Genomic DNA, 13,075 nt, shown 5'->3' on the forward strand with positions numbered 1-13,075 from the left:
TGGCCGTCAGTCGTCGTCCCGGCCCGCCCCTTGCACGGGGCGGCCGGTGTCCGTCGCGACGGGCCGATCCGCTTGAACGGGCTGCGGTGCCGCCTGCCATTGCGTCCACCACCAGCCGATCACCGCTGCCGTCATCACGGCAGCGATCCCCCACCACGCACGCCGGATGCCGTCGATCGGCGTGCCGCGCTTGTAGCCGGTCACCATCGCGCCGGCCAGATTCTCACGATGCACGATGCTGCTGACGAGCACGGCGGCGACGTGGACCATGACGAGCGCGAGCATTACGTTCGCCGCGCCCTCGTGAAGATCGCCGAACGATTCGCCGTTTCCGTCGTAGGCTGCCCAGCCGGTCAATCCGACGACGACCGTCATCGCCAGCATCGCGACGATCGCGACCGCGCCGGCCGGGTTGTGGCCGACATGATGTTCGGGCCGGCCTTTCGCCAGGCTCCGAACGTAGCGCAAAACGGCCGCTGGCGAACGTACGAACAACGAGAACCGCGCATGACGCGTGCCGGCCACGCCCCATACGACGCGAAACGCGACGAGCGCCAGCATCGTGTATCCGAACGCGACGTGCATCAGCCGCCATCGCTCGCTCTCGGCGGTCAGCCACGCGCCCGCAAAGGCGATGACCGTCAGCCAGTGGAATACGCGCAGCGGAGCATCCCAGACGAGTATCCGTACGGGACGCGAGCGTGCCGGGTCACCGTGTGCTCGGGATGCGGACGAATCGTTCATCGAAATTTCCTTTGTCTGCTTGCGTATGACACGCGGCGCAATTCGACGGCCGCTTCACCGCGGCGCTGCGCCACACGGACGCAGGCACCTCGTCGTGCGTGGCGACGAACCACGCCGACCGGGTAATCCTGTCTTCCGGGGGACGGCGCGCCGCGGCGCCCGTCGCCGCGTGTGCCGTCAGCCACGTTTCCAGTTGCCCGATCGTTGTCGGGTCCAGCGTCGCATCGGTGCCGAAGTGGCGGTCGAGACCGTTCAGGATGTGCCGCCACGACTCGGCGGGCAGCGCCCCGGGCGGATAGGCGACATGGCAGGTCGCGCACTCCTGCCTGTACTTGGGCAGCAACGGAATCGCGGCGCTTCTCGTTTCGTCTTCCGCCAGTGCCGCGCGAGGCAGCAGCGACATCAGCAGCAGCGCGAGCACGCTTGCCCGTGCATGTCGCCGCGCAGCGATCCCGCGCGGCGACGTCGTCCAGTCGATGTTGTTCATGATCGTTCGTCGTCAAGGTTTCAGGCTCGTGAGCCAGCTCAGGACGTCGGCCTTTTCGATTGCCGAACATTCACGCCCGATGACGTCCTTGCAGTTTCTGCGAAACCATTTTTCGGTTCTGGCGCCGTCCGAGAACCGAGCCGGGTTGAAAGCGGGCGCGAGCGGCTCGATGGCCTTGCCGGTAACGACGTGCGTGCCTGCACCGGTCGGCGTATTTCCATGACACGTCGCGCAACTCCAGTCGCGCCCATGTCGGGACGTGAAGAACTGCTGACCGCGCGACGGCACGGCGTCGACGCCTGACTGCGCCGTGTAGCCGGCCAGCAATTGGGCCGGCGTTTCGGCACGTGCGTCGGCGATGGCAGCCACGCATATGGCAGCCGCCAGCCATGGCCGGCAAAGCATGCGAACCGAGTCGGATAGGCGCATCGTGGTTCTCCTGAGCGATGCGTTCATCTTCGGGAGAATTCCTTACCGCATTCTTAACGCGCGGATACCCGAGCGCCGTGCCAGGCGTTCGCCTCCGTACTCGTCCGTGCCGATCACAGCGTGGCTAGCGATCCGGTTGCGGCTGCGAGCCAGGGCACCCCGTACACAGCCGCATCGTCCCGCGCCGCTCAGGGTCGTGCCACGAAAAGCGCACATCGACGGCCCCCCGCGCCGGGACGACGACGTGCCGGATTTCCTGAACGGCCCTGTCGTGCGCGGACACGGTATATTGCCCCGGCGGCACGCGGGCGAACAGGAACGGCCCGTTCGTGTGAACGTCGAGCACTCTCGACTTGCCGGACGACAGCGTCACATCGACATCGGAAAGATACTGGCCGGACTTCGATGCGAACGTGAGCCGCAGGTTATATCGAGGCGCAACGTCGCGAAACGCGGTGACCTCGTCCTGGCCGATTCCGCCGGTGATATAAGCGACACCGTTGCGCACGACCGGTTCGGTCGACGTGTCGGCCAGCGCATTCGCGCCGACATTCAGCAGGCAGGCCGCCAGCAGCAGCATCTTCACGGTTGTGGTGCCCATCTTCGCTCTCCTGATTGACCACGCACATCGCACATGCGTATCGAGGACGATGCCAGCGTCGCGCGAAACCACAATCTCCCGTTGACGCATGTCAAGTGCGCGCCAGTCGAAGAGCACGCAACCGGTGGAGGCGCCGCGATACAGCCATCGCGCCCCGTCTTCCCGAGCGGCGCGGCAAGCCTGCACACGCGGGGGTTCCGGATCCGGACGTCGCAATCAGAAATGACGGCTGTCAGCCGATATTGCACGGCCCGTCGGAAATTTCCGACACGGTGGCCCGACACCGGACAGCAAGCTCAGGCCACGCTGATTGTCCCGCGCGGCGCCGCCGCCAATACTGGAGACGTAACAGGACACAACGTGTTTCGCGGCCGGGGCGCGGTTCTTCCGCCCCGCCGCCGGATCGAGGAGCTGGCGATGATTCAATCGACCGCAGCACGCGCCGACGACGCCATGCCGAATAGCGAGCCGTCGGTCGGTGCCCACCTCGTGACCCGTCGCCACGGCTATCTGCATCACGGGATCTACGTCGGCGACGGCAACGTGATTCACTACGCCGGATGGTCGCGCCACCTGAGCGGCGGCCCGGTCGAGATCGTGACCCTCGACGGCTTTCGTGCCGGTTTCGAATTCGCCGTCATCCGCCACGCGCGCACGCCGTACGACGGGATGGAAGCAGCACGCCGCGCGGCAACGCGCCTGGGCGAATGCCGCTACCGGCTGCTCACGAACAACTGCGAACACTTCTGCCTGTGGTGTCTGTTCGGCGTCGGGCGCAGCGAGCAGGTCGCGTCGTGCCTGCGCAATCCGGTGCGCGGCGTGGCGGTCGCGGTCACGCTGATCGCGTGCGTGCTGGTCGCACGATGGCATCCAGCGGCGGCCGGGCGCGAATGTCCGGTTCGGTAGTCGGCCTGGCATCGGTTGCGATGCCGTCGCTTCGTCGATCGCGACCTTGATCCGGACCTGCCGGTCAGCGCGGCAACGCGTCCGGATCGTAGCGATTGCGCGGGTTCCACAGCATCCAGCCATCCGTGCCTGCCGCATCGGCCGCGTCGACCTGCGCGCGAATCTCGTCGGCATCGAACAGCCGGCGATCGAATGCGTAGTCGCGAAACGCCTGGAGCCACGGCCTGAACCGGACGCCGTCCAGCCCGGTGCGGCGCTTCGCCTCCTCCAGCGACCGCGAAACGATCTCGCCCGGATGCTCGGTCGGTTTCCGGCAACCGGGCAGGCCCCACGTGAAGCCGGACGGATACAGCATCGGCGACACGTAGTCCACCACCGGCACGAGCGCATCGAGCCGCTGTCCGATTGCCGTATCGTCGGCATTCCAGCAGACGTACCCGAAGATATCGGCCGACAGGTAGAGGTTGTACGGCTGCAGCCGCGCACGCGCGCCGGTGAAGAATCCGCTGATCGCCGCGACCCGGTTGGCCTCGGTATTCGGCTCGGCGAACCGCAGGCCGTTGGCATCGGGAAAACGTAGGTAGTCGAACTGGATTTCGTCGAAACCCATGCGGGCCGCCTCTTCGGCGACATCGTAATTGTGTTGCCAGGCCGCGCGCGACGTCGGGTCGATCCAGCGCTGATGCTCTCGGTCCTGCCAGACCTCACCGGCCGCGTCGCGCACGGCCCACTCGGGATGAGCGCGCGCGAGCGGATCGTCCTTGAACACGACGATGCGCGCGATCAGGTAAAGGCCGCGTGCGTGGAACGTCCGCAGCAGGTCCGGCAGATCGGGCGGATGAACGATCGCGCCGGATACATTGTTCGCCGCGCCGGAAATCTCACGCGCCTGACTGCGATAAGGCGTCACGCCGCTGTCGCCCTTCACGTCGATGACGAGCGCATTGATCGCCGTCTTGTCCTGGAGGGCCAGCGCCGCGTCGCGCAGCGTGCGATCCGCGACGCCGTATGCGGACAGGTAGACCGCTTTCGGGCGCATCGGCGTCATCCGGATCGTGTGCGCGACCGCGGCCGGCGTCAGCGTGACTTCCGTTCGCGCGTAGCCCGCCGCGCGCACGCTGACGCGTGTCCCGCTCGCATCGAGCTCCAGTGAAAACGCGCCATCGCGATCCGCGGTCCAGCTCACGCCCGCCGCGTGGCCGATCGCGCCGGTCAGCGGGCGCCCATTCGCGGCATCGACGACGGTGATCGCGACCGGCGCCGCCTCGACGGCGAAACCGGCGAGCGACACGAGCAGACAGGCGAACAGGCGCTCAATCACGGTTGCCTCCGGCGGTTCTCAGCAACCCGTTCATGCATCGCGTGTCGCACGCGTCCGTCATCAGATAGCGCGGCAGCGCCATCACCGGGTCGGCGACACGAACGGGGTGTGCATCGAGCGTGAACGCCGCGACATAGCCTTCGCGTGCGGCGAGCTCGTCGGTCTGCGCATCGTGGATGCCGAACGGCCAGGCCAGCAGCCGGACCGGCTGGCCGGTTTCGGCCTCGAGCCGCGCGCGCGACCGGCTCAGCTGGAACGACACGAAACGCCGGTAGTCGTCCGGCGCCAGCCGGGCGCGCTCGGTGCGGAAATTCGGATGCCAGACCGTATGCGATTCGATGTCGAATCCGCCGGCGCGCCCGAGCGTGCGAAGTTGGTCCCACGTCATCGCGTAGCGGGCATTGGAGATGGCCGACGGATAGATGAACAGCGTGACCGGCACCGGATGCGCCGCCAGCAGCGGGCGCAGCACCTCGTACACGGAGCGGTGACCGTCGTCGACCGTGATCGCGACCGCGCGCACCGGCACGGCATCGCGCTGGCCGTCATGCCAGCGTACGACGTCGGCGAGCGGCACGATGCGGTAGCCGTTCGCCTCGATCGCCTGCAGCTGGTCGCGGAACGTGTCGACGCGCACCGTCATCGAATCCAGGCGCGCGGTGGCGAACCGGTGATAGGCCAGGATCAGCACGCGCTGCGGTGGAGAAGCGATCGTCGCGACGTCGGCGGACGCAACCGGCCGCACGCACGACAACAGCAGCAGGCAGGCGATCAGTCGAAAGGCCATGGCGGATCTCGTGGAACAGGTGCCCCATTTTTTGCGATCGCGCCGCGCCATCCGCTGCGCCAGATCAACGATCGATCGCGCCGTCGGCGCGCTTGACGCGCATCAAGCCGCAACGGGCGACAGTCGGCTGCAATGGGGGCGTCGCACGCGTGTGCCGAACCTGCCGCCCAGGTCCCGCGACATCGAGCACACGGAAACGTGCCGTTTCCGTGGACTAAACCCGCGGGCGCTGCGACATGCAGTCGCCCTGCCCATCGATCCGTTCGCCATGCCGAGAGCGCCACGTCTGCCGTTCACGTCGAACCGCGGAGCCGCACGACGAAAGACCATGCAATTCGATCGCGCGTTGCGTCGGCCTGCCACCTACCCCCATCCCGCAGGACGGATCGTACGGATCGAAACGCACCTGTCCGTCGTCTATCTGGCGGGACGCTACGCATACAAGCGCATCAAGCCCGTTCGATTCGCGTTCGTCGATCTCGTCCGCCCCGCGCAGCGTCGCCGCTGCGCGCTGGCGGAGTGCACGCTCAACCGGCCGTTCGCCGGCTCGCTTTACCTGGGCGTCTGGCCGATCATGGCGCGCGGCCGGCGCAGCGCCTTCGGGCCGCCCGTGCAAACCGGCGCGCGTCGCCGTCGGCAGCCGGCAGTGCCCGGCGAGTACGTGGTGCGAATGCGCCGGTTCGACGCGCAGGCCATGTTGTCGGCCCGCAGCGCATCACACGGCGCCGGGCTGGCGGACGCGGGCGCACTCGCGGATACACTGGCCCGCCATCATCTGCACGCGCCGCGCCGTGCGCCGCGCGGCCATCCGGGCAGCACGGCCAGCGTCGTGGCGCAATGCCGGCAGTTGTGCGACACGCTCGACGTCACGGTGCCCGGAGAAGCTGCGCTGCGCCGCTGGTACGAGGCCGAGCTGGCCCGCGTCGCACCGCAGTTCGCCGAGCGGCACGCACGCGGATTCGTGCGGGCGTGCCACGGCGATCTGCATCTCGACAACGTCGTCCGCTGGCGCAACCGCATCCTGATGTTCGACTGCATCGAGTTCGACGACACGCTGCGCTGGATCGACGTGGCGAGCGATCTCGCGTTTGCGCTGACGGATTATTCCGCCCGCGGGCGGGCCGACTGCGCCCACCACCTCCTGTCCGAATGGCTCGCCCGCACGGGCGACCATGCGGCGCTGGGCGTGCTGCCGTGCTACTTCGTCTATCGCGCGCTGGTGCAAGCGATGACTGCGCGGCTGCGCGGCGACGATGCGGCCCGCCGTCGGCATCTGCGGATCGCGTCGGACATGGCGCAGACACGGCGCGATGTGCGACCGGCATTGCTGCTGTGCCGTGGCGTGTCAGGTTCTGGCAAATCGGTGGCCAGCCGCGCGCTTGCGGCACAGATCGGCGCGATCCGGCTGTCCAGCGACGTCGAGCGCAAGCGCGACGCCCGCGCGCCCGAGCACACCCGGCTGTCCGCTGTCGCCTACTCGGATTCGGCGATCGACGCAATCTACGAAAGACTGCGTGAGCAGGCCGGCGTGGTCCTCGCCAGCGGCTACACGGCGATCGTCGACGCAACGTTCCTGCGCCGGCGCCACCGCGCGGCGTTCATCTCGCTCGCCGCGCAACTCGGCGTGCGCGTCGCGATTCTCGATTTCGTCGCGAGCCGGGCAACGCTCGTCGCACGTGTCGCGGCGCGGGCCGAGAGCGGACGCGACGCGTCCGACGCCGACCCGGCCGTACTGGCGCGGCAGATCGACCATGCCGAGACGCTGGCCCCGGCCGAGGCCGCGATCGCGATCCGCTTCGATACCGATTGCGACGCCGCGGCATACGGCGATCGCGCATTCTGGGCGCCGTTGTTCGCCGTACTACGTACGTAGCCGTGCGCCGTATGGCGCTCGTGGAACAATCCCGGCGTCCACGGCGGGTGCCGGGCCGGCGATGTTGCGCGCGGAAACGCCGCTCCCCGATCTGACACGTCGCATCGCATCGGATGGACGCGCGCGCGGTCAACGGCCGAATGTGCGCGTATGGTCGTCGTAATCGAACAGCCCGGCGTAACGGCCCCAGTCGGTCACGACGCGCAGCGCCTGATCCGCGCGGCGCGGATCGAGATGATCCTCGAGTTCCAGTTCAAAGCGCTCGCGAGGCGCGCGATGTTCTGCCCGCTCGCCCAGCACTTCGTCGATATGCGCGGCAAGCGGCACGAATTTGACGACATGCTCTCGAAACAGGCGCCGCCGGGCCTCGTCGTCGCTGTGCGCGAACACGTGGCCCGCCGCGCTCAGCCGGATGGTGCGGTCGTGCCACTCGGCAAAGGCGAGCAGATGGAGCGCGGCGGCGGTCGGATGGAGCGCGTCGGCCCGCAGCGCGAGCGCCGACGCAATCGTGCCGAGCTCCGCATGGCCGTCGTACGGTGCGGCCGCCAGTGTCTCGACGAACCCGGCGAGATGGTGGCTCGTCACGTCGGGCAGCGTCATCGCCAGCGCGCCGCCGGCCGTCTCGCGGTTCGCCGCCGCATCGGCGATGCGTGCGGTCAGCGTCGCGTAAATCTTGCCGACTATCGCCTGAAAGGCCGGATCGTGCCGGCTGCGCGGACGCGGCACCGGCACGTTCAGCGCGGTGTCGACGCGTGCGGGACCGACGCCGAGCACCAGGATGCGATCGCACATGAGCACCGCTTCCTCGATGTTGTGGGTCACCATCATCACCGATCGGATCGACAGCTGACGCGCGTCCCACAGATCGAGAAAATCGGTGCGCAGCGTTTCCGCGGTGAGCACGTCCAGCGCCGAGAACGGTTCGTCCATCAACAGCAGGACGGGTTCGCTGACGAGCGCGCGGGCAAACCCGACCCGCTGACGCATGCCGCCCGACAGTTCGCGCGGAAACGCCGATTCGAAGCCGTCGAGCCCGATCAGCTCGATCGCGGCAATGGCCCTTTCGCGCACGTCGCGTGGCGGGAGACTCAGCGCATCGAGTCCCAGCTCGACGTTTTCGACGACGGTCAGCCACGGGTACAGCGCGAAGGTCTGGAACACCACGGCGATGCCGCTGGTCGGACCGGCAAGCGTTGCGCCGCGATACGCGACCGCGCCCGACGAAGGCTCGACGAGCCCGCCCGCGATCCGCAGCAGCGTGGACTTGCCCGATCCGGAGCGGCCGAGCAACCCCAGTATCTCGCCCTCGCGCAGCGTGAAATCGATATCGGCCAGCACGTGCAGCGGTTCGCCGGACGGCTTCGTGAATGATTTGCATACGGCGCGCATCTCGAGCACGACCGGCGCTTGCTCCGATGACGGCGCGGCCGCGATCGCAACGTTCGCTTGCTTGCATTCATCGAGATTCGACACGCGTGTCTCCCGCGGGTAAAGGATGGGTCCGGACTCAATTGAGCCGCGTTCTGCGCTCCGCGAACGCATACATCGGGCGCCACACGAGCCGGTTGGTCGCAATCACGAGCAGCGACATGACGGCGACGCCGAGCGCGATGCGCGGAAAGTCGCCGGCTTCGGTCATCCGCGCGATGTAGGCACCGAGGCCACCGGCATTCAGGCGCGTGCCGCCCCAGCTCACGGCTTCCCCGACGATGCTCGCATTCCATGCGCCGCCGGATGCAGTGATCGCGCCCGTCACGAAATACGGCAGGATGCCCGGCAACATGACGCGACGCCACCAGGTCGACGGACGGACCCGGAAGCATGCAGCCGCTTCGCGCAGGTCGGCCGGGAACGCGCTCGCGCCCGCGATCACGTTGAACAGGACATACCATTGCGCGCCCAGGATCAGCAACGGGCACAACCAGATGTCGGGTTCGAGACGAAAACGCACGATCGCAAAGACGGCGACCGGAAACAGCAGGTTGGCCGGAAACGCGGCGAGGAACTGTGTGACCGGCTGAACGCGGGCGGCCACGCGCGGCCGAAGACCGATGGCGATCCCGATCGGCACCCAGATCGCCGACGCGATCACGACCAACACCGTCACACGGACGAAGGTGAGCGCCCCTTCGCCCGCCACGACACGCAGGTCCGTCCAGGTCAGCGTCGCGCGCCCGAGGCTGAACAGCCCGTACACCGCATACACGCATCCCGCGCCGCCAAGCGTGAGCCACAGCGCGTCACCCGCGTGCCGCGGCAGCGCCATCCGGCCGCGCCACGGCCATGTCGCCGCGGGCAGCCGCGCAAGCGCCACGCGGCGCAACAGCCTGCCGACCGGGCGGCCCGCGCGGGCCATCCATCGCGATCGATGGAACAGGTCGAGCAACCAGCTGCGCGGCGCGACCGCGGGCGCGGCATCGCCATGGCGGAACCGTTCCGACCACGCAACCAGGGGCCTGAACAGCAACTGGTCGTACAGGACGATTGCGATGCTCATCGCGACGATCGCCCAGCCCACGGCGGCCAGGTCTCGGTTCGCGATTGCCTGCGCGACATAGGCGCCCACGCCCGGCAGGTCGACGTGCAGGTTGCCGACCGCGATCGCCTCGGACGCGACCACGAAGAACCAGCCGCCCGACATCGACATCATGGCGTTCCAGACGAGGCCGGGCATCGCGAACGGCACGTCCAGGCGCCAAAAACGCTGCCACGCCGAAAGCCGGAAACTGCGACTGGCCTCGTCGAGGTCGAGCGGCACCGTGCGCAGCGCCTGGTAGAAGCTGAACGTCATGTTCCACGCCTGGCTCGTGAAGATCGCGAAGATCGCGGCCAGCTCGGCGCCGAGGATTCGCCCCGGGAACGACGACAGGAAGAACAGCGCCGTAAACGACAGGTAGCCGAGGACCGGCACCGACTGGAGCACGTCGAGCAACGGAATCAGCACCCGTTCGGCCGACCGGCTCCTGGCCGCCGCGGTCGCATAGACGAACGTGAAAACGATCGACGCGAGCAATGCCGCGAACATGCGCGAGACGGTACGCAGCGTATAGCCGGGCAACGCCGCGGGCGACAGCGAGATGGCCGGAGGATGCGCGACTGCGAGCGGGCCTGCCATCTGGTGCGCCGAGATCCCGGCGAGCAGCAGGACGCCGGCGACGATCAGCATCGCGGCGAGATCGCGCCAGCCCGGCGCGGGCAGCGTCCAGCGGCCGCCCCGCAATACCTCCGCATGGTGCTCCACGGTGCCCCTCCCCGTCGATGATGGCGGTTCATCTTCCGGGGCGGTGGGGCCAGCCGGGTTGACCTGCGTCAACCGTCCCGCAGTGGTGGGCGCCCGGCGCGCCACGCGGCAACCGTGCGCTCGGCCGCAACCGTGCGGCGGCGCCGCATGTCCCCACGCCCGTCGTCGAAACCGACCGGCTGCCCCGGCGCTTCGGCGGCCTGACCGGCTACGGGAACCTGCGCGTGATCGCCCGAAATCGCCATCGTCGCACCCGCTTCCCGGCCGTGCTCGCGCGCGCCGTTGCCGCGGACACGTCGCGACCGCCCCCGACGGACACCGCATCAGCCACGCTGTTTCTCCTCGAAATACGGCTGGCGTGCCGCCACGAGGCGCAGTTCGTCGAACAGCGCCGCGGCCGCGCGCAGCAGGTCGTCGAGCGACACGATGCCGACCAGCTCGCCGCCGTCGCCCACCACCGGCAATCGGCGTACGCCATGCTGGCGCATCCGCTTCGCGAGCAGCCAGAGATCGTCGTCGACGTCCGCGACGGCGACCGGGGCCGACATGATGTCCCCGACGAACAACGAACCGGCCGGTGCGTCGGGGCCGACGACGGCGAGCACGATGTCCCGGTCGGTCAGCATGCCGACCGGCTCGCATCGTCCTTCCCTTTCACGTACGACGACCAGGTCGCCGGCATGTGCGTCGCGCATCATCGCGGCCGCCTCGACGACGGTCGTCTGCGCGGAACACATGGCGACATCGCGGGTGCAAAGCATCGAGGCATTCATGTTCCCTCCCCTGCCCGGACGACGCGGGCCGTCGGTCGACGCCCGTCTCCGCCCGCCTATTCACGCAACGGTGATTCGATCGACCCCGTCGCGCACGGCGTCGATCGGTGGATCCGGTTCGAGCGCCTGCCCGACATCGTTCAGTTGGGCGCCGTTTTTCATGGTCACGGGCCTGTCCGTATCCCATGGCGATAACCGTGCATCCGGCAGCATCGCGGGATGCCTGATACGGATCAGCGAGGTGCCTCGCCCGAGGTCCGCCCCACCATCGTGAAATCGGCATCGCGGCCGGTTGCGTGCCTCGAGACGCGACACCATCTGCCGCCCCCGGTCCGACAGACGCACGTGCGCCTCCGCGAGCGGCACGGCATCCAGCCGGACGAGGCCCCGGTCCACAAGACAATGAAGATCGGCAGGGTCACCCTGCTGGCGTCGTGGTTCGCTGGCAAGCACCATCAGGATCGCAATCTCGTGGGGACTCAGCAGGCACTCGCCGTCGGTGTCGGGCGGTCGATGCCAGTGGGGTTCGGCTGACGGCAGGTTCGGCGTCCCGTCGATGGACAGCGTGATGATCGGGAAATCCGACGTGCGCGCAAACGAGGAGAGCATGATGGAGGTCCGTATCACGAACGTGAAGACGCAGACGGCACGGTGCATGTCGGTCCTCGATCGTGATCGACACGCGCGAACCTCGATCTTCGCTCTTGCGGCACGAGCGGGGTTGACGCAGGTCATCGAGCGCACGCATGCACCCGAAACAATCGGCGATTCGTCTGACGCAATGCCATCCGACGCCGCGGTGTCGCATGCCCGTTACGCCACGCCGAAGCAATCGGCGTACACGTCGAACGACTCTGATTGGTCCGCGCCGCCTGCCCGTCAACTTACCTGCGCAACCAGTTCGGCATGAATCCGCTCGACGTCGTCGCGCGTGCAGAGCGCCGTCCCCGGATGCTCGACCGAAGCGGCCGATGCCGCCAGCGCGTAGCGGCACGCCTCGTCGAACGGCACGCCGCGCGCCAGCGCCCACACCATGCCGCCGACGAAACTGTCGCCCGCGCCGACCGTGCTGCATACGGCTGCCGGCCTGCCGGGCAGGCGCAGCGTGCGATCGCGCGTGACGACCCAGGCGCCGCGCGCGCCGAGCGTCAACGCGACGATGTCGGCCTGGCCGCGCGCCACGAGTTCGCTGGCCTTCCGGCACGCCGACGTGTCGTCGAGCGGTTCGCCGGCCAGCGCGCTCAGTTCGCCGATACTGGGCTTGACGAGATGCACGCCGGCCTCGAGGGCCGCCTGCAGCGCCCGGCCCGCCGCGTCGACCACCACGCGGCTGCCCTTTGCCTTCGCCGCGCGCGCCAACGTCGCGTAGAGATCATCAGGCGCGCCCGGCGGCAGGCTGCCGCTCAACACGAGATAGCGCGGCGCCGGTTGCATCGCGTCGATGCGCGCCGCGCACTCGCGCCACTCGGCCTGCGTGAGCGTCGGCCCCGGCATCAGGAAGCGGTATTCGCGCCCGGTCGCGGTTTCGGTCACGCACACGTTCTCGCGGGTCTCGCCGGCAATCCGGATGCGCTCGCTCGGCAGATGCTCGGCTTCGAGCAGCCGCGTCAGGACGTCGCCGGTCGGCCCGCCGGCCAGGTACAGCGCGACGCAATCGCCGCCGAGCCGGTGAACGGTCCGGGCGACGTTGATTCCACCGCCGCCGGGGTCGCGCCGCGGCCGCGCGCAGCGCAGCTTGTGCGTCTCGACGATGTGCTCGACCGACGTAGCAACATCGACGGCGGGATTCAATGTGACGGTAACGATGTCGGTCATGGTTCGTGGCTCTCGGTCGATGGCAGGGACGCCCGCCGGCTTCTCGCGACGGACGCCGGCGCGGCGAAGCCGGCAACCGCCGCATGCCGGCCGTGGCT

13 protein-coding genes are annotated in these 13,075 nt (G+C 68.5%); 2 read left to right on the top strand and 11 right to left on the bottom strand.

Features of this window, described 5'->3' with window-relative positions:
* Positions 1-6 precede the first annotated feature (6 nt).
* The 4 genes from HWX55_RS12200 to HWX55_RS12215 all read right to left on the bottom strand — a co-directional run bounded on the left by HWX55_RS12200 (position 7) and on the right by HWX55_RS12215 (position 2,261).
* Positions 7-744 (bottom strand): cytochrome b/b6 domain-containing protein, encoded by a 738-nt coding sequence (locus tag HWX55_RS12200; RefSeq protein ID WP_175975803.1) that lies wholly within the window; start codon positions 742-744, stop codon positions 7-9.
* Positions 710-1,231 carry a diheme cytochrome c gene (locus HWX55_RS12205; protein ID WP_175975804.1) on the bottom strand — a complete coding sequence of 174 codons (522 nt, stop codon included), beginning with the start codon at positions 1,229-1,231 and terminating at the stop codon, positions 710-712. The genes HWX55_RS12200 and HWX55_RS12205 overlap by 35 nt, the downstream gene beginning before the upstream one ends.
* A gap of 12 nt (positions 1,232-1,243) precedes the next feature.
* Positions 1,244-1,636 carry a DUF1924 domain-containing protein gene (locus HWX55_RS12210; protein WP_244140551.1) on the bottom strand — a complete coding sequence of 131 codons (393 nt, stop codon included), beginning with the start codon at positions 1,634-1,636 and terminating at the stop codon, positions 1,244-1,246.
* 148 nt (positions 1,637-1,784) lie between these two features.
* A complete protein-coding gene (locus HWX55_RS12215) occupies positions 1,785-2,261 on the bottom strand; it encodes a carboxypeptidase regulatory-like domain-containing protein (protein WP_175975897.1) in 477 nt (158 codons plus the stop codon).
* A gap of 417 nt (positions 2,262-2,678) precedes the next feature.
* On the opposite strand from HWX55_RS12215, the gene HWX55_RS12220 reads away from it, so the two are divergent.
* Positions 2,679-3,167, top strand: coding sequence for a lecithin retinol acyltransferase family protein (locus tag HWX55_RS12220; RefSeq protein WP_175975805.1), 489 nt, complete (start codon positions 2,679-2,681; stop codon positions 3,165-3,167).
* A gap of 64 nt (positions 3,168-3,231) precedes the next feature.
* Here the strand turns inward: HWX55_RS12220 and HWX55_RS12225 are convergent, their stop codons facing one another.
* Positions 3,232-4,488, bottom strand: a complete 1,257-nt coding sequence (locus HWX55_RS12225) for a putative glycoside hydrolase (RefSeq protein ID WP_175975806.1) — start codon at positions 4,486-4,488, stop codon at positions 3,232-3,234.
* A complete protein-coding gene (locus tag HWX55_RS12230; protein WP_175975807.1) occupies positions 4,481-5,275 on the bottom strand; it encodes a polysaccharide deacetylase family protein in 795 nt (264 codons plus the stop codon). Before HWX55_RS12230 ends, HWX55_RS12225 begins: the two co-directional genes overlap by 8 nt.
* Here HWX55_RS12230 and HWX55_RS12235 point away from each other — a divergent pair.
* Positions 5,274-7,148: a bifunctional aminoglycoside phosphotransferase/ATP-binding protein gene (locus HWX55_RS12235; RefSeq protein ID WP_244140547.1), complete on the top strand. Its 1,875-nt coding sequence runs from the start codon at positions 5,274-5,276 to the stop codon at positions 7,146-7,148. The genes HWX55_RS12230 and HWX55_RS12235 overlap by 2 nt on opposite strands.
* A 129-nt stretch (positions 7,149-7,277) precedes the next feature.
* Here HWX55_RS12235 and HWX55_RS12240 read toward each other — a convergent pair whose 3' ends face one another.
* From HWX55_RS12240 to HWX55_RS12260, 5 genes are all read right to left on the bottom strand, one after another.
* Positions 7,278-8,537, bottom strand: a complete 1,260-nt coding sequence (locus tag HWX55_RS12240) for a nitrate/sulfonate/bicarbonate ABC transporter ATP-binding protein (protein ID WP_244140552.1) — start codon at positions 8,535-8,537, stop codon at positions 7,278-7,280.
* Between the two features lie 118 nt (positions 8,538-8,655).
* Positions 8,656-10,389: an ABC transporter permease subunit gene (locus HWX55_RS12245; protein WP_175975809.1), complete on the bottom strand. Its 1,734-nt coding sequence runs from the start codon at positions 10,387-10,389 to the stop codon at positions 8,656-8,658.
* Positions 10,390-10,712: 323 nt separating this feature from the next.
* The gene (locus tag HWX55_RS12250) at positions 10,713-11,162 is read right to left on the bottom strand and encodes a CBS domain-containing protein (RefSeq protein WP_175975810.1); all 450 of its coding nucleotides are present in this window, start codon (positions 11,160-11,162) and stop codon (positions 10,713-10,715) included.
* A 60-nt stretch (positions 11,163-11,222) separates the two neighbouring features.
* On the bottom strand, positions 11,223-11,819 hold the full coding sequence (locus HWX55_RS12255; protein ID WP_175975811.1) for a hypothetical protein: 597 nt from the start codon (positions 11,817-11,819) through the stop codon (positions 11,223-11,225).
* Positions 11,820-12,041: 222 nt separating this feature from the next.
* Positions 12,042-12,977 carry a 1-phosphofructokinase family hexose kinase gene (locus tag HWX55_RS12260; protein ID WP_175975812.1) on the bottom strand — a complete coding sequence of 312 codons (936 nt, stop codon included), beginning with the start codon at positions 12,975-12,977 and terminating at the stop codon, positions 12,042-12,044.
* Positions 12,978-13,075 lie beyond the last annotated feature (98 nt).

The organism is Burkholderia sp. BCC1047, assembly GCF_902833155.1.
Classification (GTDB): domain Bacteria; phylum Pseudomonadota; class Gammaproteobacteria; order Burkholderiales; family Burkholderiaceae; genus Burkholderia; species Burkholderia sola.

Excerpts from the sequence above, each read along its gene's own strand:
- HWX55_RS12200 (WP_175975803.1), bottom strand. The coding sequence starts at position 744 with ATGAACGATTCGTCCGCATCCCGAGCACACGGTGACCCGGCACGCTCG.
- HWX55_RS12205 (WP_175975804.1), bottom strand. The coding sequence starts at position 1,231 with ATGAACAACATCGACTGGACGACGTCGCCGCGCGGGATCGCTGCGCGG.
- HWX55_RS12210 (WP_244140551.1), bottom strand. The coding sequence starts at position 1,636 with ATGCTTTGCCGGCCATGGCTGGCGGCTGCCATATGCGTGGCTGCCATC.
- HWX55_RS12215 (WP_175975897.1), bottom strand. The coding sequence starts at position 2,261 with ATGGGCACCACAACCGTGAAGATGCTGCTGCTGGCGGCCTGCCTGCTG.
- HWX55_RS12220 (WP_175975805.1), top strand. The coding sequence starts at position 2,679 with ATGATTCAATCGACCGCAGCACGCGCCGACGACGCCATGCCGAATAGC.
- HWX55_RS12235 (WP_244140547.1), top strand. The coding sequence starts at position 5,274 with ATGGCGGATCTCGTGGAACAGGTGCCCCATTTTTTGCGATCGCGCCGC.
- HWX55_RS12230 (WP_175975807.1), bottom strand. The coding sequence starts at position 5,275 with ATGGCCTTTCGACTGATCGCCTGCCTGCTGCTGTTGTCGTGCGTGCGG.
- HWX55_RS12240 (WP_244140552.1), bottom strand. The coding sequence starts at position 8,537 with ATGCGCGCCGTATGCAAATCATTCACGAAGCCGTCCGGCGAACCGCTG.
- HWX55_RS12250 (WP_175975810.1), bottom strand. The coding sequence starts at position 11,162 with ATGAATGCCTCGATGCTTTGCACCCGCGATGTCGCCATGTGTTCCGCG.
- HWX55_RS12255 (WP_175975811.1), bottom strand. The coding sequence starts at position 11,819 with ATGCACCGTGCCGTCTGCGTCTTCACGTTCGTGATACGGACCTCCATC.
- HWX55_RS12260 (WP_175975812.1), bottom strand. The coding sequence starts at position 12,977 with ATGACCGACATCGTTACCGTCACATTGAATCCCGCCGTCGATGTTGCT.